The 17,735-nt window shown below is 72.4% G+C and carries 17 protein-coding genes; 9 read left to right on the forward strand and 8 right to left on the reverse strand.

The window, feature by feature from the left end; translation table 11 throughout:
- Window positions 1-57 precede the first annotated feature (57 nt).
- Window positions 58-2,913 carry an AfsR/SARP family transcriptional regulator gene (locus OG352_RS33430; RefSeq protein WP_329222085.1) on the forward strand — a complete coding sequence of 952 codons (2,856 nt, stop codon included), beginning with the start codon at window positions 58-60 and terminating at the stop codon, window positions 2,911-2,913.
- A gap of 260 nt (window positions 2,914-3,173) precedes the next feature.
- Window positions 3,174-4,004, forward strand: a complete 831-nt coding sequence (locus OG352_RS33435; protein ID WP_329222086.1) for an AfsR/SARP family transcriptional regulator — start codon at window positions 3,174-3,176, stop codon at window positions 4,002-4,004.
- A 97-nt stretch (window positions 4,005-4,101) separates the two neighbouring features.
- Here OG352_RS33435 and OG352_RS33440 read toward each other — a convergent pair whose 3' ends face one another.
- Genes OG352_RS33440 through OG352_RS33445 form a run of 3 tightly spaced genes read right to left on the reverse strand, consistent with a single transcriptional unit; the run spans window position 4,102 to window position 5,309 of the window.
- A complete protein-coding gene (locus OG352_RS33440; RefSeq protein ID WP_329222087.1) occupies window positions 4,102-4,689 on the reverse strand; it encodes a hypothetical protein in 588 nt (195 codons plus the stop codon).
- Window positions 4,690-4,695: 6 nt separating this feature from the next.
- Complete coding sequence (locus tag OG352_RS40110; RefSeq protein WP_443072413.1) at window positions 4,696-5,034, reverse strand: PASTA domain-containing protein; 339 nt, start codon at window positions 5,032-5,034, stop codon at window positions 4,696-4,698.
- Window positions 4,932-5,309: a hypothetical protein gene (locus tag OG352_RS33445; RefSeq protein WP_329222088.1), complete on the reverse strand. Its 378-nt coding sequence runs from the start codon at window positions 5,307-5,309 to the stop codon at window positions 4,932-4,934. Before OG352_RS33445 ends, OG352_RS40110 begins: the two co-directional genes overlap by 103 nt.
- Before the next feature lie 307 nt (window positions 5,310-5,616).
- Here OG352_RS33445 and rsgA point away from each other — a divergent pair, with 307 nt between their 5' ends.
- Genes rsgA through OG352_RS33460 form a run of 3 tightly spaced genes read left to right on the forward strand, consistent with a single transcriptional unit; the run spans window position 5,617 to window position 8,847 of the window.
- The gene (gene rsgA, locus OG352_RS33450) at window positions 5,617-6,792 is read left to right on the forward strand and encodes a ribosome small subunit-dependent GTPase A (protein WP_329222089.1); all 1,176 of its coding nucleotides are present in this window, start codon (window positions 5,617-5,619) and stop codon (window positions 6,790-6,792) included.
- Window positions 6,793-6,847: 55 nt separating this feature from the next.
- The gene (locus OG352_RS33455) at window positions 6,848-8,287 is read left to right on the forward strand and encodes an AlkA N-terminal domain-containing protein (protein WP_329222091.1); all 1,440 of its coding nucleotides are present in this window, start codon (window positions 6,848-6,850) and stop codon (window positions 8,285-8,287) included.
- Window positions 8,284-8,847 (forward strand): methylated-DNA--[protein]-cysteine S-methyltransferase, encoded by a 564-nt coding sequence (locus OG352_RS33460; RefSeq protein ID WP_329222092.1) that lies wholly within the window; start codon window positions 8,284-8,286, stop codon window positions 8,845-8,847. The genes OG352_RS33455 and OG352_RS33460 overlap by 4 nt, the downstream gene beginning before the upstream one ends.
- On the opposite strand, the gene OG352_RS33465 is transcribed toward OG352_RS33460, so the two are convergent.
- On the reverse strand, window positions 8,810-9,292 hold the full coding sequence (locus OG352_RS33465; RefSeq protein ID WP_329222094.1) for a DUF456 domain-containing protein: 483 nt from the start codon (window positions 9,290-9,292) through the stop codon (window positions 8,810-8,812). The genes OG352_RS33460 and OG352_RS33465 overlap by 38 nt on opposite strands.
- A 227-nt stretch (window positions 9,293-9,519) precedes the next feature.
- On the opposite strand from OG352_RS33465, the gene OG352_RS33470 reads away from it, so the two are divergent.
- Window positions 9,520-11,139, forward strand: coding sequence for a PP2C family serine/threonine-protein phosphatase (locus OG352_RS33470; protein ID WP_329222096.1), 1,620 nt, complete (start codon window positions 9,520-9,522; stop codon window positions 11,137-11,139).
- Between the two features lie 31 nt (window positions 11,140-11,170).
- Here OG352_RS33470 and OG352_RS33475 read toward each other — a convergent pair whose 3' ends face one another.
- Entirely contained in the window at window positions 11,171-12,511 is a 1,341-nt protein-coding gene (locus tag OG352_RS33475; protein ID WP_329222098.1) for a transcriptional regulator, read from the reverse strand.
- A gap of 245 nt (window positions 12,512-12,756) precedes the next feature.
- Between OG352_RS33475 and OG352_RS33480 the strand changes: the two genes are divergently transcribed.
- Window positions 12,757-13,404 carry a hypothetical protein gene (locus OG352_RS33480; protein ID WP_329222099.1) on the forward strand — a complete coding sequence of 216 codons (648 nt, stop codon included), beginning with the start codon at window positions 12,757-12,759 and terminating at the stop codon, window positions 13,402-13,404.
- 150 nt (window positions 13,405-13,554) lie between these two features.
- Window positions 13,555-14,085, forward strand: coding sequence for a hypothetical protein (locus tag OG352_RS33485; protein WP_329222101.1), 531 nt, complete (start codon window positions 13,555-13,557; stop codon window positions 14,083-14,085).
- An 80-nt stretch (window positions 14,086-14,165) separates the two neighbouring features.
- Here OG352_RS33485 and OG352_RS33490 read toward each other — a convergent pair whose 3' ends face one another.
- Complete coding sequence (locus OG352_RS33490; RefSeq protein ID WP_329222102.1) at window positions 14,166-14,363, reverse strand: hypothetical protein; 198 nt, start codon at window positions 14,361-14,363, stop codon at window positions 14,166-14,168.
- Window positions 14,364-14,786: 423 nt separating this feature from the next.
- Here OG352_RS33490 and OG352_RS33495 point away from each other — a divergent pair, with 423 nt between their 5' ends.
- Window positions 14,787-15,275 carry an ATP-binding protein gene (locus OG352_RS33495; RefSeq protein WP_329222103.1) on the forward strand — a complete coding sequence of 163 codons (489 nt, stop codon included), beginning with the start codon at window positions 14,787-14,789 and terminating at the stop codon, window positions 15,273-15,275.
- Between the two features lie 83 nt (window positions 15,276-15,358).
- On the opposite strand, the gene OG352_RS33500 is transcribed toward OG352_RS33495, so the two are convergent.
- Both OG352_RS33500 and OG352_RS33505 read right to left on the reverse strand, forming a co-directional pair.
- Window positions 15,359-16,429, reverse strand: coding sequence for a DUF2637 domain-containing protein (locus tag OG352_RS33500; RefSeq protein ID WP_329222105.1), 1,071 nt, complete (start codon window positions 16,427-16,429; stop codon window positions 15,359-15,361).
- Between the two features lie 313 nt (window positions 16,430-16,742).
- Window positions 16,743-17,591, reverse strand: a complete 849-nt coding sequence (locus tag OG352_RS33505) for a (2Fe-2S)-binding protein (RefSeq protein WP_329222106.1) — start codon at window positions 17,589-17,591, stop codon at window positions 16,743-16,745.
- Between the last annotated feature and the right edge of the window lie 144 nt (window positions 17,592-17,735).

Raw genomic sequence — 17,735 nt, forward strand, 5'->3', positions numbered from 1 at the left:
CTCGCCGTGCGGACGCGGGCAGACTCCTGCGAAGCTGAGGGATCGGGGAGGGGCAGCATGCTGCAATTGCGATTGCTCGGGCCTGTCGAACTGGCCACGCCGGAGCGGACGGTCGAGGTGGGGCCGCCGCAACGACGCGCCGTGCTCGCGGCGTTGGCCGTGGACGCCGGTCGGCCGGTGGGAGCCGACGTGGTGATCAGGCGGGTCTGGGGCACGGCCCCTCCGGAAGGAGCCCGGCGCTCCGTCTACTCGCACATCGCCCGGATCCGTCGGATCTGCGAGCAGACGGGGGACGCGGCGGGCGAACGGCTCCGGCTGACGCGCCGGTCCGGCGGATACGTTCTGGAAGCGGGCTGGGAGCAGGTCGACGTGCACCGCTTCAGGCGCCTGGTCGACCAGGCACGCGCGGCCCGGCTACCGGACCCTGCGCGGGCGTCCCTGCTGGGCGAGGCCCTCGGTCTGTGGCGCGGCGAGCCGCTGAGCGGACTGGACGGCCCGTGGGCGGAGCATGTGCGGGAGGCGTGGCGCCGCGAGCGGATGGATGCGACCGTCGCATGGGCTCGCGTCCAGGCGCGCCTGGGCGACCCCGCCGCGGCGATCGGCCCGCTCTCCGCACTTCTCGGTGAAAATCCGCTGGTGGAGCCACTGGCCGAGGCGCTGATGCGGGCACTGTACGCCGCCGGACGGGGCGCCGAGGCGCTGGAGTGCTATGCCTCCGTCCAGCAGCGGCTGGCGGAGGAACTGGGGACGGATCCCGGCACGGCGCTGCGCGAGGTCCATCAGACCATCCTGCGGGGACAGGTGCTGGAGTCGGCCGCGTCGGCACGTCCCGCGGCACTGTCACGCTCCGGTCCGCAGCGAGGCGTGGTCCCCGCGCAACTGCCGGTCGGGGTACGAGGTTTCACCGGCCGGGACGAGGAACTGTCGCGCCTGGACACGTTCCTCGAGGCAGCGCGGCTGTCGGCCCCCGTGGTGATCTCGGCTCTGTCGGGCACGGCCGGGGTGGGCAAGACCACGCTGGCCGTGCACTGGGGGCACCGGGTACGGAAGCACTTTCCCGACGGACAGCTCTATGTGAACCTGCGTGGCTTCGACCCGAGCGGATCGTTACGGGACCCGGCAGAGGCACTGCGCGGATTCCTGGACGCCTTCGGAGTGCCCCCGGCCAGGATCCCCACGGGCCTGGAGGCACAGGCCGCCCTCTACCGGAGCCTGCTGGCCGACCGGCGCGTGCTGGTGGTGCTGGACAACGCCCTGGACGCCCAACAGGTACGGCCGCTGCTGCCCGGCGCGCCCGGCTGCCTCGCCCTGGTCACCAGCCGGAACCGGCTCACCAGCCTGGCCGCGGCCGAGGGCGCCCACCTGCTCGTCATCGACGTGCTCTCCCCCGCCGAGGCCCGGTCCCTGCTGGCCGACCGGCTCGGTGCCCGCCGCACGGCCGCCGAGCCCGCCGCCGTCGCGGACATCGTGGCGCGGTGCGCGGGCCTGCCGCTGGCTCTGGCCGTCGTGGCCGCCCGCGCCGCCGCCCAGCCGCACATCCCGCTCGCCACGCTCGCCGACGAGCTGAGTGACACCGGCGACCGCCTGGACGCACTCGACGGCGGTGATCCCGCCACTCAGGTACGGGCCGTCTTCTCCTGGTCCTACGACGCCCTCAGCCCCGCCGCCGCCGGGCTCTACCGGCTGCTCGGGCTGCATCCCGGACCGGATGTCTCGGCACCGGCCGCGGCGAGCCTGGCCGGTCTGCCGTTGGCGCGGGCCCGGTCCCTGCTGGCCGAACTGACCCGGACGCATCTGCTCGCCGAACCCGTACCGGGCCGGTACTCCTTCCACGATCTGCTCCGGGCCTACGCCGGGGAACTGGCCCGGTCCCAAGAAGAGGAGGACGGCCGCCGTCACGCGACGCACCGGATGCTCGACCACTACCTGCACACCGCTCTGCGGGCACAACGCCTCCTCGGGCCGCCGGCCGACCGGATTCTTCCCTCCCCGGTCCAGCCGCAGGTGGTCCCCGAGGAACCGGCCGGCCGCGAAGCCGCCATGGCCTGGTTCACCGCCGAACACCCCATTCTGCTCGCCGCCGTTCGCCAGGCCTTCGAGGCCGGTTTCGACACGCACGTCTGGCAGTTGGCAGCGGCACTGACCACGTACCAGCAGCGAAGAGTGCTGTGGTCCGACTGGACCACAGTCCATACGGTCGCGCTGGCCGCGGCCCGCCGGCTGGCCGATCCGGCGGCGCTGGCGTGCGCCCGCCGCAACCTCGGCAACGCCGCCTCGGCCCTCGGCCGGCAGGCCGAGGCCCGCGCTCACCTCGAACGCGCGGCGGAACTGTACCGGGGGCTCGGCGATCCAGGGGGCGAAGCGCACACCGGTCTCGCACTCGGCCGGGTCTCGACACGGCAGGGGCGTCGCACCGAGGCGCTGGACCACTCACTGCGGGCGGTGGAACTGTTCGATGCCGCGGGCGACCGCGGCTGGCAGGCCCTGGCCCTCAACAACGTCGGCTGGGACCACGCGGAGCTGGGCCACTACCAGAAGGCCATCGTGCACGGCAGGCAGGCGCTCGCCCTGGTGGAGCAGACCGGCCATACCTCCGGCGAGGCTCACACCTGGGACACCCTCGGGTACGCCCATCATCATCTCGGCCAGTACGACGAGGCCGCCGCCTGTTACCGACAAGCCGCCGCGCTCTTCCACGACCTGGGAGACCGTTACTACGAGGCGGACATTCTCGCCCACCTCGGTGACACACACCACGCCGCCCGGAACACCGACGCCGCCCGCGACGCCTGGACCCGGTCCCTGACGTTCTTCGAGGAACTCGACCACCCCGACACCGAGGCGCTGCGTGCCAGGCTCCTGCACCACCTCGGCAAGGACCCGGCCGACACCGTGCTCCCGGAACGCGACTGACCGGGCCGCTGATGCGAGGAGGTCCACGGCGGGAACATCCGTCTCCGGGCAGCGGACCCACCGTCACGGCCTTCACCCTGTCGACGTGTCGCAGGCCCCGGTTCGCTCAGTGAACCTGAACATGACAAGGGCGTTGCGGCGCACCACGCTGTCGGACCACCTGACGGTTTTGGCGAGCGGACCGGTCACCCGCTCCCTCGCCATGCCTTTCGCTCGCGGCCTTCCGACCGCACAGGCGGTGGAGGGCGAGGAGGACGACGATGGAAGATTCCGCGCTGGAACTGCGCGTGCTGGGTCCGCTGGAAGCTGCCGTGCACGGCCGGCCCGTGGGTCTCGGCGGTCCCCAGCCGCGGGGCGTTCTGGCCCAGCTCGCGGCCGTGCCCGGCCGGACGGTGAGTGTGTGGGCACTGGTGGACGAGTTGTGGGGTGCACGCCCTCCGCGGGACGCCCACCGGACGGTACGTACGTATGTGTCGAGGCTGCGCGCGGCACTGCGCCGCGCCGCCGGAACCGACGCGCCAACGGCGCTGGTCACTCGCCCACCGGGCTACCAGTTGCGGGTGGATCCGACGATGGTCGACGCGGTGCGGTTCGAGCGGTTGGTGACATCGGGCCGGCAGGCGTTGGGGACACAGCCCCGGCTTGCCTTCGAACAACTGACCGCCGCGCTCGGGTTGTGGCGTGGCGATGCCTTCGCCGAGTTCCGCCATCTTCCGGCGATCGCCGCGAAGTCGACCCAGCTGGAACAGGTCCGGCTGTCGGCGTTGGAGGCCCGTATCGAGGCCGCGCTCGTCCTGCGGCTGGACGCCCAGGCGGCCGTCGAACTGGAGGGACTGGTCCGGGCCCATCCCACACGGGAGCTGCTGTGGGGCCAGTTGATGATCGCGCTCTACCGTCTGGGACGTCAGGCCGATGCGCTGGCCGCGTTCCGCACGGCGCGCGCCCTGCTGAGGGAGGAACACGGGGTCGAGCCCTCGCCGGCCCTTGCCGAGGTGCATCACCGGGTCCTCCGGCATGACGTCGCGCTGAGCCACGACCGGCGGCCGCCACTGCCGGGTTCGGCCCTGCGCAGCCCGTCGGCCGAGTGCTGACCACGCCTCACATGCCGTGGCCCGTCCCGGGTGGTTGCGGGCTGCGGTGGCCGTAGGGGCGCGGGAGCCGGCCCGCGCCCCGACGATCGGCCGACGATCAGGAGACGACGATGCGCACGAAGGCGTTCACGGAGTTCAGGCACTGGTTCCCGGTGCCGTTGTCGTGCGCGGTGTAGCCGTTGTCGGAGTAACCGTCGTCGTCGTAGCCCAGTTTCAGGCTCCCGCCCCGGCCGCCTACCACGTACGGCCGTCCGACCACGTTCACCAGCCGTTGCAGGTCGCCCGTCGCCCCCGGAATGGTGATCAGGCCGTGGTAGAGGTCGCCGTCCGAGGCCGGATCGACGTACCGCTTCCAGGTCAGCCCTCGACCTCCGGTCTGCACACAGCCTCCCGCGGTCACCGTGACGTGGTCGCCCGGAAGGAACGAGAAGGGGTACGTCGTCTCGTGCTGGGTCACGACCGGCTCGCTGATCGTGCAGTCGATGGGCAGTGTCGTGCCCGAACAGCCGGGGCTGTACCGCACGTTCGCCGCCAACAGCGCCGCGGGCACCCGCGCGACGTTGCGGTTGGCGGACGACCCGTGGTGCGAAGTCTGAGCCGCGGCCGAGGCGATGGGAGCTGTACTCGCCGCGGCGCCCGCGGTCAGAGCGGCTACGGCGATGACGGCCATCATGCGCTTTCTCATGCTGGATCACTCCTGGAGGAACGCGGATTTCGCCGGTGAGAGGTCCGACCGGCCTGGACTTCGCCCAGTCTGGCGAAGGCCGTCCACAGTCTGTTTGCGTCTCGTCGACACCTCGTCGACACCCCGGACCGAGCCCGGTATCTCCGCTTTGTTTCCGAGGCGGCGTGGTCTTCCTGCCGATCGTGATCGACACCGAGGACCCCCGCGCACCAGCGGGGTGCCCGCAGCCGGGTTCTGACTGCTCACCCTGTTGACGTTGTCGCAGTCGACGACGCTGCCCACACCAGCGAGCACGTATCCCGCGCTCGACAGTTCCTGGCGGGCCTGTGCCTGGGTGTCGCCCACCAGGTCCGGGCGACCACGCTCACGTCCCAGGCGGCGGTGCCGGTGAAGCCGATGAACACCGACCCGGAACCCGCCGCTGACCAGATCATCGTCATTACGGTGGACCTCGGCGAAGCCGGATTGTTCGTGCTGTTGGACAGGAAGGTGGGGTGGATGCCTTCGGCGGTGCCGTCGAACGCAGTGTTCTTGGAGATCACATCGGCGAAGGCCGGCGAGACCTGGGTCACCGTGGCGATACCGATCGAAGGCAGGCTGGCGGCAAGGCTGTTGTACACCCGCCCGCCGATAGGCGAGCAGGGTGTTTCCCCTTGCAGGCTCAGGCGAATCGACCTCCTCGGGCGTACGGTAATCCGATGGCGTCATGGCCTCCGTACCTCTAAGGTCGGTGGTGTTCGAGCGGCGACCTGGCGTTGCCGCGGGTGACTTGGTTCGGTTGAGGAGGTGTGACCGATGGCTGTCTTTGAGATGGGCGCTGCCCGCATCCGGAAGTTCATCAAGTCCACTTCTGTGGCCTCCGGCTGACCTCTCTTTTCCCGCGTCTGTGAGCGCGGTGCCGGGGCCACCCTTGTGAAGGGTCACCCCTTGTCTTTCTCTTCTCTCCCGGGTTCGTCCTCGTCTTCCTCGCATCCGCTCGCCGTCTACGGCTGGGATGCGGACTGGGAGGCCGAGTTCGTCCCGTATGCCGAGCAGGGTCTTCTGCCCGGCCGTGTCGTGCGGGTCGACCGCGGCCAGTGCGATGTCGTCACCCCGGTCGGTACCGTCCGTGCCGACACCGAGTTCGTCGTTCCCCGTGACCCGATGAAGGTCGTGTGCACGGGGGACTGGGTAGCCGTCGACCCGGAAGGCAGCGATCCGCGATACGTGCGGACGCTCCTGCCACGCCGTACCGCCTTCGTGCGCTCGACCTCGTCGAAGCGTTCCGAGGGCCAGGTGCTGGCCACTAACATCGATCACGTCGTCATCTGTGTGTCGCTCGCGGTCGAACTCGACCTCGGGCGGATCGAGCGGTACCTGGCACTGGCCATGTCCTGTTCGAGCGGTGAGGCACTGCTGCGTAAGTCGGCGCTCTCCTGGGAGTCGGGCGCCCAGCCCGTCGTCGTGCTCACCAAGGCCGACCTGGTGCCCGACCCGGTCGCGCTGTCCTACCTCGTGCAGGACGTGGAGACCAGCGCGCCCGGCGTGCCCGTGCTCAGCGTCCGCGCCCTCGACGGCGAGGGCGTCGAGGAGCTCGCCGTACTCCTCGGCCGGGGCACCTCCGTGCTGCTGGGGGCGTCCGGCGCGGGCAAGTCGACGCTGGCCAACGCGCTGGCCGGCGCGGACATCATGGACGTCCGCGCCACCCGCGACATGGACGGCAAGGGGCGGCACACCACCACCACCCGCAACCTGCTGCCGCTGCCCGGCGGGGGCGTCCTCATCGACACGCCCGGGCTGCGCGGCGTCGGCCTCTGGAACGCCGGCGGCGGCGTCGGGCAGGTCTTCTCGGAGATCGAGGAGTTCGCCCGGGACTGCCGGTTCCAGGACTGCGCGCACGAGTCCGAGCCGGGGTGCGCGGTGCGGGCGGCCGTCGACGAGGGGGAACTGCCCCTGCGACGGCTGGAGAGCTACCGCAAGCTGGTCCGGGAGAACCAGTGGATCGTCGCCAAGTCCGACGCCCGCATGCGCGCCGGGTTCCGCCAGGACTGGAAGCGCAAGCAGGCCGAAGGCCGGGCCGGGTGGGAGGCGAAGCGCGGGCGGGGGCACGTGTTCGAGGCGTAGCGTCACGTCCGATTTCCGCTAGCGCAGTACCGGTCGCGGGCGAAGACTGGGACCCATGACGGACCAGGACACGAGGTACGAGGCGGTGTGCAGCCGGGACGCCCGGTTCGACGGCGAGTTCTTCTTCGCCGTCGAGACGACCGGCATCTACTGCCGGCCCAGTTGCCCCGCCGTGACGCCGAAACGCCACAACGTGCGGTTCTTCGCGACGGCCGCCGCCGCGCAGGGCTCGGGATTCCGGGCCTGCCGGCGGTGCCGTCCGGACGCCGTCCCGGGCTCGGCCGACTGGAACGTACGCGCCGACGTCGTGGGCCGCGCCATGCGGCTGATCGGCGACGGCGTCGTCGACCGCGAGGGCGTCACCGGGCTCGCCGACCGGCTCGGCTACAGCGCCCGCCAGGTGCAGCGCCAGCTCACCGCCGAAGTCGGCGCGGGACCGGTCGCCCTCGCCCGGGCGCAGCGCGCCCACACCGCGCGGGTCCTGCTCCAGACGACCGGTCTGCCGGTCACCGAGATCGCCTTCGCGTCCGGGTTCGCCAGCGTGCGCCAGTTCAACGACACCGTCCGGGCCGTGTACGCGGCGACCCCGACCGCGCTGCGGACCGCCGTCCGCGCGAGCCGCCGCACCGCCACCCCGTCCGCCGGGATCCCGCTGCGCCTCGCCCACCGCGGCCCGTACCACGCGGGTGCCGTGTTCGACCTGCTGGGACGGGAAGCCGTGGCCGGCGTGGAGGAGGTGAGCGGACCGGCCGGCCGCCGCACCTACCGCCGTACGCTGCGGCTGCCGTACGGCACCGGGATCGTCGCCGTCGACGAGCGGCCGGGCGACCCCGGCCGGGCCACGGCCGTCCACCCCGGTGGCTGGCTCGACGCCCGGCTGCATCTCACCGACCCGCGCGACCTCACCACCGCCGTCCAGCGGCTGCGGCGGCTGTTCGACCTCGACGCCGACCCGTACGCCGTCGACGAGCGCCTCGGCGCCGATCCACGGCTCGCCCCGCTGGTCGCCGCCCGGCCCGGACTACGAGCGCCGGGGGCCGCCGACCCGGAGGAGTACGCCGTACGGGCGCTGGTGGGGCGGACGGAGGCGGAACGCCTCGTCCGCGCCCACGGCAAGACCCTCGACGCGCCCTGCGGAACTCTCACCCACCTCTTCCCCGAGCCGGCCGTCCTCGCCGAACCCGAAACCGAAACCGAACCCGAAACCGAATCCGAGCACGGGTCCAGGTCCGGGCCCGGGTCCGGTGGGCCGTTGGGCGCGCTCGCCGCCGCCCTCGCCGACGGCACCGTACGCCTCGACCCGGGCGTCGACCGGGACGACGCCCAGGCAGCGCTGTTCGCACTGCCCGGCCTCGACGCCCGTACGATCGCGGCGATCCGCGCCCGTGCCCTCGGCGACCCCGACGTCGCGCCGCCCGGCGCGGACGTCCCCGACACCTGGCGCCCCTGGCGCACCTACGCCCTGCACCACCTGCGCGCCGCGGAGGAACGATGACCACCCCGACCGACCCGACCGGCCTGACGTACTACACCAGCGTGGACAGCCCGCTCGGCCCCCTGCTGCTCACCGCCGACCCTTCCGGCGTGCTGACCTCCCTCTCCGTACCCGGGCAGAAGGGCGGCCGGACCGTGCGGGACGGCTGGCGGCACGACCCCGGGCCGTTCCGCGCCGCCGAAGAACAGCTCGCCGCCTACTTCGCCGCCGAGCTGACGGAGTTCCGGCTTCCGCTGCGCGGCGACGGCACCGAGTTCCGCGAGCGGGTCTGGGCCGCCCTCGACTCCGTGCCCTACGGGGCGACCACGACGTACGGCGAGATCGCCGCCCGCGTCGGCGCGTCGCGGATGGCCGTACGGGCCGTCGGCGGAGCGATCGGAGCGAATCCGCTGCTGATCCTGCGGCCCTGCCACCGGGTGATCGGCGCCGACGGCTCGCTGACGGGATACGCGGGCGGCCTGGAACGCAAGGTGCGGCTGCTCACCCTGGAGGGCTCGCTCCGGGCGGCACCCCCCGGGCACGTCATCCCCACAGCACCGCGCCCAGCCACGCGCCCATGATCAGCAGGCACGTGAACAGTTCCGCGAGGACGCTGGAGCCGCCCGAGCGCATCGCCGTGCGCAGGGCCGCCCGCGCCTCGCCGTGGCGGCCGAGGCGGAGGCGTTCGGAGAGGTAGATGCCGCCCATGAAGCCGGGGATCGCGCCGAGCACCGGGACCAGGAAGAAGCCGAGGAACGCGCCGACCCCCGCGTACACCGCCATACGGGGGGTCGCGCCGCTCTCGCGCAGCCGACGGGGCGGCAGGGCCCAGCGCACCACCTGGGACAGGAACAGCGCCACCGTGGCCCCGACCAGCACGCCCCAGGCCACCGGCTGCGGATCCTCCAGCGCCCACCACAGAACCGCGGCCCACACCAGCCACGATCCCGGCACGCCGGGCACCAGCACTCCGCACAGGCCGAGCAGAATGACCACTCCGACCAGCAGGAGTTCCGACACTCCCATCTGCCCAGAGTGCCCGAGCCAAGGAGAACCCGCAGGTCAAGACATGCGTCCGCGGGCACTCTGGGGGATGGGTACGGTCACCGCCCCGCAGGTGGCGGAATGCAGCCGGGCATCCCCGTCGCACTGTTGTTCCGGGCGTCGCTCGACACACTGTTCGACACGCTTGCCGTGGCGCATTTTCCGGATGCCCCGTTTTCATACGGGCCGTGCGGTGGACAATCGGGGGCATGAGCCAGCAGGGGGGAAGGACCACCGGTCACGAGGACGACGACTGGTGGGGGCAGTTGTACGACGACTCCACGGAGGACACGGGACCCACACCCGCCACCGACTCCCTGGACGACCGCTTCGCCTCAGCCGCCGGAACGGTGCGCTCCGCGAGTACGGCGGGGGACACCGGGGGTGCGGGGGAGGGTGTCGGTACGGGCGCTGCCGGCTCGGTGCCGGGCCCCCGGCCCGAACCACCTGGCCCCGACGGCGGCCGGACCGATTGGTGGACCTCGCAGGACGCGCCGCCGACAGCCTCGCCCCCCACCGCCCCGGAAGGCACCGTCCCGCGCCCGCGGGGCGGCCGTGCACCCGACGTCACCCCGGGCACTCATCCGCCGGAACGGCACCGCGCCCCCTGGGAACCGCCGTCGGACACGCCTCCCGACCCCACGAACGTCCCGTCCGGTCCGCTACCACCAGGCTTCGCCGAACGCGCGCCCCACGGCCCCGCCCCCTCCGCGACCGGCGACCACACGCCCACGAAACCACCGCCCGCCGCCTCGAAACCTCCGGCACCCCCCTCCCCACCGGCACCGTCCACCCCACCACCCACGCCCCCGCCTCCGTCCCCGCTGCCACCTCCTCCCGCTCTCCCTCCCCGCCCGACCCCCAAGGACTACGTCGGCTCCGGCCCGCCCACCTACGACGCCCAGCCCACCGCGCTCCCGCTCGCGGACCCGGACGACTTGGACGACCTGGTCGCCGACACCGTCCTGGACGGCGCCCGGTACGGGGCGTTCGCGTTGCGGGCCGTGTCCGTGCGGGGGGACTCCGCGCGGTACCGGGGCGAGCCGCGCCGCGACTCGCTGCTCACCGCCCGCTTCGGCACGGGCGACGACGCCCTGATCCTGGTCGCGATGGCGACCGGCGCCAGAGCGACCCCGGGAGCGCACCGGGCGGCCGCCGAGGTGTGCCGGTGGATCGGGCGGGCCGTGGGCCGCAGTCACGTCCGGCTCGCGCAGGACATAAGGGCGGCCCGGCGCGGCGACCTGAAGTCCGGCCTGCACCGCCTCACCGACCGCAGCCTCGGCCGGCTCCGCGCAGGCGCCGCCGAACAGGGCCTGGAACCGGACGAGTACGCGGCCACCCTGCGCTGTCTGCTCCTGCCCGCCGACCCAGCCTGCCGCACCCGCGTCTTCTTCGGCGTCGGCGCCGGCGGACTGTTCCGGCTGCGCGGCGGCGTGTGGCGGGACATCGAGCCCCGGGTGGGCGAGGTCGCCGGGGAGCCGGTCGTCGGGTTCGGGTCCCTCCCGGCCGAGACGCCCGAGGGCGACCGCCTCACCATGGACCTGGGCATCACGACCCCGCCGAACCCCTACGACCCCGACCCGGACCCCGAACCGCCCCGCGAACCCTTCCGCTTCCGTGCCTCCGTAGCCCGCCCGGGCGACACGCTCCTGATGTGCACCGGCGGCCTGGCCGAACCCCTCCGCGGCGAGCCCGACCTCTCCGCTCACCTGACGGGACGCTGGTCCGGCCCCACCCCGCCCGCCCTCGCCGCCTTCCTCGCCGACACCCAGGTGAGAGTCAAGGGCTACGCCGACGACCGCACGGCGGCGGCAGTCTGGGAGGCCTGACCCGGTACGGGTTGCCGAAGGGGACGACGCCTCAGTCGGTCGCCGGGACCCACTTGCGCTCCCCGTTGTCCGAGCCGTACCAGTAACGGGGCAGGCCCTTGATGCCGCTGGTGCGGAACGGGCGGCCGTGGTCGTCGACGCGGACCGTCCCGGTGCGGCCCTGGGACGACCAGTCGAGTTCGAGGTACCAGTCGCAGTCGCAGGTGTCCGTCCGCGCCGTGACCAGCAACACCTCCGGGTCCGTGCTGGACACCCGGTAGGGCAGGCTCACCGCCGGGATCGGCGTGCCCGCGTCGTTGCCGGCGACCGAGTGCGCCACGGGGCGGTCCTTGTCCAGGTCGACCGCGAAGTAACGCTTGCTCAGCGAGCCGCCGCAGCCCTGGTCCATGGTGTACACGGTGCCCGGCGCGGGTGCGCTGCGGCCGACGACCCGCACCCGCAACGCCGTCAGGACGACGGCCGTCGAGCTGCGGCCCTGCACCGAGATCTCCACGTTGGTCTCGCGCCCGTGCACGGCGCCCTGGGCCGCCGCCCACGGCCCGGCGTCCTGCTCCGCCGGGGGCGGCGGAACCTGTGCCGGCGGTCTGCCGATGACGTAGTCATGGCTGCAGTTGAGCGCCCAGACCTGGGAGTCGGCGGTCCAGGCGAGCGGTACGCCCGTCGCGGGGGCCGAAGCCTTGCCGCCGGTTCCCGCGACGGTGTCCGGGGAGGGGAAGGACGAGGTGGCGCCAGGTGCGGGGGAGGTGGTCGGGCTTGTGGTGAGTGCGGGGGTGGGGGTGGGGTGAGGGGACGTCGTCCCGTAAGGGGCGGTCGCGGATCCGGAGGGGCGGGAGGAGCCGGCCGGGTCGTCGGAAGCCGACGGGTGGCTGCCGCCGCCGGGCAGCGCGGAGAGGCTGCCGAGGGTGGCAAGGAGCGCGCAGGCGACACCGACGAGGACCGTGGTGCGCCGACGGCGGTACCAACGGCGACGCGGTGCCTGTTGCTCGTCCGGCTTCCGAGGCTCCGTAACTGCCGAAGCCGCTTCCGGTGTTTCCGACGTTTCCGGTGTTTCCGATGTTTCCGATGTTTCGAGTGTCTCAGGAGTCGCCGCCGTGCTTCGCGCCGCCCGCTGTTGCCGTGCCGCCACCGCTCGCAGCCACCGCCGGTGCAGTTCGAGGCGTTCCTCCGGTGTCGCTCCGCAGAACTCCGCGAGCCGTTCCACGGGCGCGAATTCCTGAGGAACCGCTTCCCCCGCGCAGTACCGGTGCAGCGTCGAGGTGTTCATGCCCAGCCGGCGCGCGAGGGAGCCGTAGCTGCGCTCCGTGCGCCCCTTCAGTTCCGTCAGTAACGCGGCGAACTCCGTCACATCGCCCACACCGTCGTCGGTCGACACCGTTCCCCCGTGCTCGTCCGGCCCGGGCGGTCATCCCAGGCACCCGTATACCTGCACGTCAGATGGGCTGGGATGGTTCCACCACGGCCGATCGGGCGAAGACCGTTGCAGCGGGCCACCCGGGCAGCCGATGCTCTTGGTGTCGCACCGACCAGGCCGAACCGACCAACCGGCATCGCGGCGACGACCCACACGCATCCACACACCCATGCACTCACTCCTGCACGGACTCACGGGGGACACCCATGCCCAAGCGCATCCGAACCGTCACGCTCACCGGGCTCACCGCACTCACGGCCGCGGGCCTGGCCCTCGGCACCCTGCTCGCCGTGCCGGCAGGCGCCGCACCCGCCGGCGCCGCCGCCCCGCAGCGGCCCGGCTTCCTCTCGGCCGCCGACCTGCCGCCGCACCCCAGTTCGTCCTGGACGGCCGGCCGGATCACCGCCGGCGCGTCGCCGGAGGTGGAGGTCGACCGCTGCCTCGGCATGGCGCTGGGCGACGGCTGGGACTCCTGGTACCGGGACTTCCGCACCGACCTCGACACGAGCGCCCGTCAGGTCAGCGTCGAGTTGTCGAGCGTCAGCGCGGCGAAGGGGCGGTTCTCGCGGGTCAGCGAGGACATCAAGTCCTGCGCCACGCGCATCGAACAGGCCGACCCGGAGGTCGAGGCCACGCTCAGGGACTACGGGACGGTGAACGTCGAAGAGGGCGCCCACGTCTACGGCCTGCACACCGAGACCACCTGGGGCGCGACCGACATCCGCCTCCTCTCCGTGGGCCGCGACGGCACGACGGTGACGGTCGTGGACTGGCGCCAGCTCGGCGACTTCGACGACGCGCCGGTGAAGGCCTTCAAGAAGACCACCGTCACAGCCGTCAACAAGCTCCACTGACCGCACCACCTGCACCACCCGCACGACCACTGAGAAGAGCCGGGGCCGCCACCCTCCCGCCACGGGGGTCGGGAGGGGCGGCGGCCCCTCACACACGAGACGCACGAGACACGAGACGCACGAGACACGAGAGACACGGGGAACACGCGCATGACCAGCAACATCAGCAACAGCGCCACCACCAGCAGCGCCAGCAGCAACAACGGCGGCAAGAGCACGAACCGTCTTCGCTCCACCCGCCGCCGCACCACCCTGGCCGTCGGCCTCGCCCTGGCGCTCGGGCTCGGCGCGACGGCCCAGGCGTCCGCCGGCAGCCCGCGCAGCGTCAGCGGGAGCCCGTCCGACAACATCACCCGCATCGCCGACTTCTACGGCGCCTACATCGACGCGGTGACCGACGAGGGCGGCGGCAAACTCAAGGACGAACTCCGCAAGCACTACCTCACCCCCGCCTTCCAGAAGGAACTGAACGCCTGGGAGGCCAAGAACCACGCCGACGGCGTCCTGCAGGCCCAGAACGTCCCGCTCGCCTGGAAGGTCACCGACAACGGCACGGCGAACTACACCGAGGCCGGCGTCACCCTCACCTGGAGCAGCGACACGAGCACCAAACTCGTCGTCGGCATGACCCGCGACCACAAGATCTTCCACCTCGGGACGAAGGGAGCCGCAGGCAGCTAGGCACAACCGGGCAAACGGTCGGACCGGTTCCCGTCGAACGTCCGCGTGCGGAACCACTGCATTCCGGCCAACCTCGCCGACTACGGGCAGCCGGTGTCGTCCAGTACCACCCGCCCCGCCCCTTCCCCGGCTACGGCCAGGTCGGCAGCGGTGAATCCGTAGACGGTCCGAGGCCCGGCGGTCGGCAGGCCGCCCAGGTGCGTAGGTTCGAAGGGGTGGGGGACGGCCGGTTCGGCGTCCGCCTCGCGGCGCGGATGCACCGGCTCACCACCGCTCACGGGGGAGGCGAGCGTCGGGCGGGCGTTGCGCGGGTGAGCGCCCCTCAGCGGGACGTCCGCGCCGTCGTACGGCGTCCCCGCCGCCCGGAGGCCGGGGCCGTCACCCGCTGAAACACGCCCGGCGGGCCGGGCGGCGGCACGCGGGGGCCGTGCCGCGCGGGGGCGCACGAACCAGGCCCCGGACGGCGCTGTCGGCCCGACCCCCCACCCCTCTTGGAGCGTTCGGGAGTACTCGGGAGCGTTCGGGAGTACTCGTGAGCCCTCGGGAGAGCCTTCAGGACCGCCCCCCGAGGCCCGCCCGAACATGGCCGAACACCCGGTCGTTGATGATTCGACATGACTGGGCCGGTGCCGACCGGGCAAGGATCCCCGTGAACGTGTTCGAGCAGGAGGGGAACCGACATCGACACGCGGGCGGGGGCCATGGAGAGGCAGGCACGGGGAAGCGGTCCGGCGACGATCGCGAGCACCTCGGCGACGGGACGGACAGGGGAGGACACGGCCGAGGACGGGGCGGAGCAGGACCGGGCGCCTCAGCTCAGCCGGCGACTCGGACGGTCGGATCTACGCGCGGTGCCCGAGGCGCGCCGGGCGGTGCGGGAGCTGTTGCGGGACTGGGGAAGGCCCGGCCGGTCGGAGACGGCGGAACTGCTGACCAGCGAACTCGTCACCAACGCGCTCGTGCACACCGACGACGACGCGGTCCTGACGGCCACCGTCTCGCCGTCCGGCCTGCGGGTGGAGGTGCGGGACTGCGCGGCCCGCCGCCCCCGGCCGAGATTCCCGAGCTCCGACGACGGCACGCACGGCCGGGGCCTGGTCCTGGTGGAGTCCCTCGCGGACACCTGGGGCGTACGGGCACAGGGCGGCGGCAAGGTCGTCTGGTTCGAGCTGGAGGCCGACGCCGCCTGAACGACGTCCGATGCACAGGGGCAATGGGAAGGGGGCGCGACCGTCGTGGTCGCGCCCCCTTCCCGGTGATGCCTGACTGTCCGTCAGCCGAACTGCTGCTCCAGGTCCTTGAGCTTGCGCTCCAGGGAGTCGAGGCGCGGCAGAGCCATGGTGTCGTCCTCCGCGGTGAGGTCGACGGTGATCATCGGGTCAGCGCCCTGGCGAACGGGCTGCAGGGAGTGCCGCGAGCGGGTGGGCAACTGCTCCGCCGAGTTCGCTATGGCAGGCTCCGCGGAGACACGCTCGGCCGTGGCCCGCTCCAGGGCGGCCTGGGCCTCCACCTGACGGCCACCGCCGCCACCGCCGCCGCCACGACCGGGAAAGCGGCCGTGACCTCGGCTGATCGCCTTCAACTGCGCACGCTCGACACGCTGCTGCTCGCGGCGACGCAGCCTGGTCTCCTCTTTGCGGGCCTTGTCGTCGCGGACCTCGTCGACGGCCTCGTCCAGGCTGCGCACGTTCTCCAGCAGCATCAGCGACCAGGCCTTGTAGGTCTCACGGGGAGCACGCACCCAGCGCACGACGCGGATCTGCGGCAGCGGACGGGGCACCAGGCCCTGCTCGCGCAGCGCGGCCCGGCGGGTCTGCTTCAGGGCCCGGTCGAAGAGCACGGCCGCCGACAGCGACATACCGGCGAAGAAGTGCGGGGCGCCAGCGTGGCCCAGGCCCCTGGGCGCGTGCACCCAGTTGAACCAGGCCGCGGCACCCGCGAACGTCCACACGAGTATCCGGGAGCCGAGCGCCGCGTCACCGTGGCTGGCCTCGCGCACCGCGAGCACGGAGCAGAACATCGCCGCGCCGTCCAGGCCGAACGGCACCAGGTATTCCCAGCCGCCGGTGAGGCCGAGGTTCGTCTCGCCGAAGCCGACCAGGCCGTGGAAGGAGAGCGCGGCGGCGACGGCCGCACAGCAGAACAGAAGGACGTAGGAGGCGGTTCCGTATATGGCTTCCTTGCGCCTGCGGCGCTCCTCGGTGCGCTCCCACGAGTCGTCCGCGTTCGCGTCTGCCCCGGAGGAGCGCTTGCCGCGCGCGAGCACCGCCACAGCCGCCAGCATGCCCAGGAGCAGTACGGCGCCGGGAAGCAGCCAGTTCAGCGATATGTCGGTCAGTCTCATCTGGGGGTCCCTTGCATTGGGATAGGGCGTAACGCCCGCCATAGTGGCCCAATCCCGCCGTCCCTCAGGGGGTTTCGGGGCAAGAGGCCGCCAAGGAGGTGCAAGGGGATGCCCAAGGCGACGTTCTGCTCGAACTGCCGCTTGAGGGGCGGGAGTTGAGTTCGAATAAGACTACCCGTACGAGTGGTTCCACGGAAAGTTCCCGTGACGGGTGAGGAAATTGTGAATCGCCTGTGGCCGTCGGGGAGTCTCGTCCGGGTGATCCTACGGGACGGCCGGGCGTGTCCCGTCGTCGGGGGCGTCTGAGTGTGCCTCAACTCGCGGCGGCAGCGGTGAGCTTGGTGACGCGGTCCGCGTCGCAGGTGCGCGGGCAGGTGGCGCAGGTGTCCTCGGGGCGCACCGTGTAGAACATGCAGCAGCTCGCCCGGTCCCTGGTGGGCAGGGCCGCGCCGTCCGGTCCGGTCAGCTCACGGAAGGCCGCCGAGCCGACGTACGGCCGGGTGGCGCCCGGCAGCAGCAGTTCCAGTTCCCGTCGCGCCCGCCGCTGCTCGTCCTCGCCGAGCAGTTGGGCGACGTACCAGAGCCCCTCGACGACCTCGTCGGTCACCATGCCCCACAGGGCCCGGCCGCGACGCCGCGCCCGCGGCCCGAACCCGGCGAGCACCGGCTCGTGGTGCTCGGCTATCGCCGCCCGCACCTCCGCCCGCAGCGCCTCCTCGTCCCCGACGATCCGGGCGCCGGGCAGCAGTGCCGCCGGGTCGCCAGGCAGGCACGCGAAGGAGGAGGGCGGGCGGACGGCCATCCGCATACCGTCGCCGGTGCGGTCGTACGAGACGTGCGTCACGGGAAGCCGGGGCACCCGGCGGTGCAGGAACCAGGGGACGGTGATCAGCAGGCAGGCGGGCCACGCGTACCGGTGCAGTCCGAAGCTCGCGACGACGTCCGGGCGCGCCTTGTGGTCGTAGTCGCGGACGATCTGGGCGTCGTCCCAGGCGAGGAACGCCTCCAACGCGGCTCCGCCCTCCGCGAGCTCGGCCGCGGCGACCCAGCCGCCGCCCCGGGGGAACGGTTCCGCGTGCCCCAGCTCCGTGACGGTCAGGCCCGGGAAGACCTTCGCGAGACGGGTGTAGGCCTCCGCTGTGGCCGACGGGGCTGTGGGCATGCCGGGACCGCCGTTTCGGGAGCGATTATTCGGAAGTGATTAAAGGTAAGCCTTACCTCACCTAGTGTCGTCGGGATTTGAACTGGCGGCCAGTACGCCTAAGGTGCTTGACGGGCGAGTAACAACCCGCCGTAATGACCCCAA

Origin of the sequence: Streptomyces sp. NBC_01485 (assembly GCF_036227125.1) — a bacterium.
Lineage (GTDB): Bacteria > Actinomycetota > Actinomycetes > Streptomycetales > Streptomycetaceae > Streptomyces.

What these genes read in the sequence shown, in the direction of transcription:
- OG352_RS33470 (WP_329222096.1), top strand. Translation starts at nt 9,520, where the DNA reads ATGAGCCAGCAGGGGGGAAGGACCACCGGTCACGAGGACGACGACTGG.
- OG352_RS33505 (WP_329222106.1), bottom strand. Translation starts at nt 17,591, where the DNA reads ATGCCCACAGCCCCGTCGGCCACAGCGGAGGCCTACACCCGTCTCGCG.
- OG352_RS33500 (WP_329222105.1), bottom strand. Translation starts at nt 16,429, where the DNA reads ATGAGACTGACCGACATATCGCTGAACTGGCTGCTTCCCGGCGCCGTA.
- OG352_RS33440 (WP_329222087.1), bottom strand. Translation starts at nt 4,689, where the DNA reads ATGAGAAAGCGCATGATGGCCGTCATCGCCGTAGCCGCTCTGACCGCG.
- OG352_RS33430 (WP_329222085.1), top strand. Translation starts at nt 58, where the DNA reads ATGCTGCAATTGCGATTGCTCGGGCCTGTCGAACTGGCCACGCCGGAG.
- OG352_RS33435 (WP_329222086.1), top strand. Translation starts at nt 3,174, where the DNA reads ATGGAAGATTCCGCGCTGGAACTGCGCGTGCTGGGTCCGCTGGAAGCT.
- OG352_RS33465 (WP_329222094.1), bottom strand. Translation starts at nt 9,292, where the DNA reads ATGGGAGTGTCGGAACTCCTGCTGGTCGGAGTGGTCATTCTGCTCGGC.
- OG352_RS33480 (WP_329222099.1), top strand. Translation starts at nt 12,757, where the DNA reads ATGCCCAAGCGCATCCGAACCGTCACGCTCACCGGGCTCACCGCACTC.
- OG352_RS33485 (WP_329222101.1), top strand. Translation starts at nt 13,555, where the DNA reads ATGACCAGCAACATCAGCAACAGCGCCACCACCAGCAGCGCCAGCAGC.
- OG352_RS33455 (WP_329222091.1), top strand. Translation starts at nt 6,848, where the DNA reads ATGACGGACCAGGACACGAGGTACGAGGCGGTGTGCAGCCGGGACGCC.
- OG352_RS33460 (WP_329222092.1), top strand. Translation starts at nt 8,284, where the DNA reads ATGACCACCCCGACCGACCCGACCGGCCTGACGTACTACACCAGCGTG.
- OG352_RS33495 (WP_329222103.1), top strand. Translation starts at nt 14,787, where the DNA reads ATGGAGAGGCAGGCACGGGGAAGCGGTCCGGCGACGATCGCGAGCACC.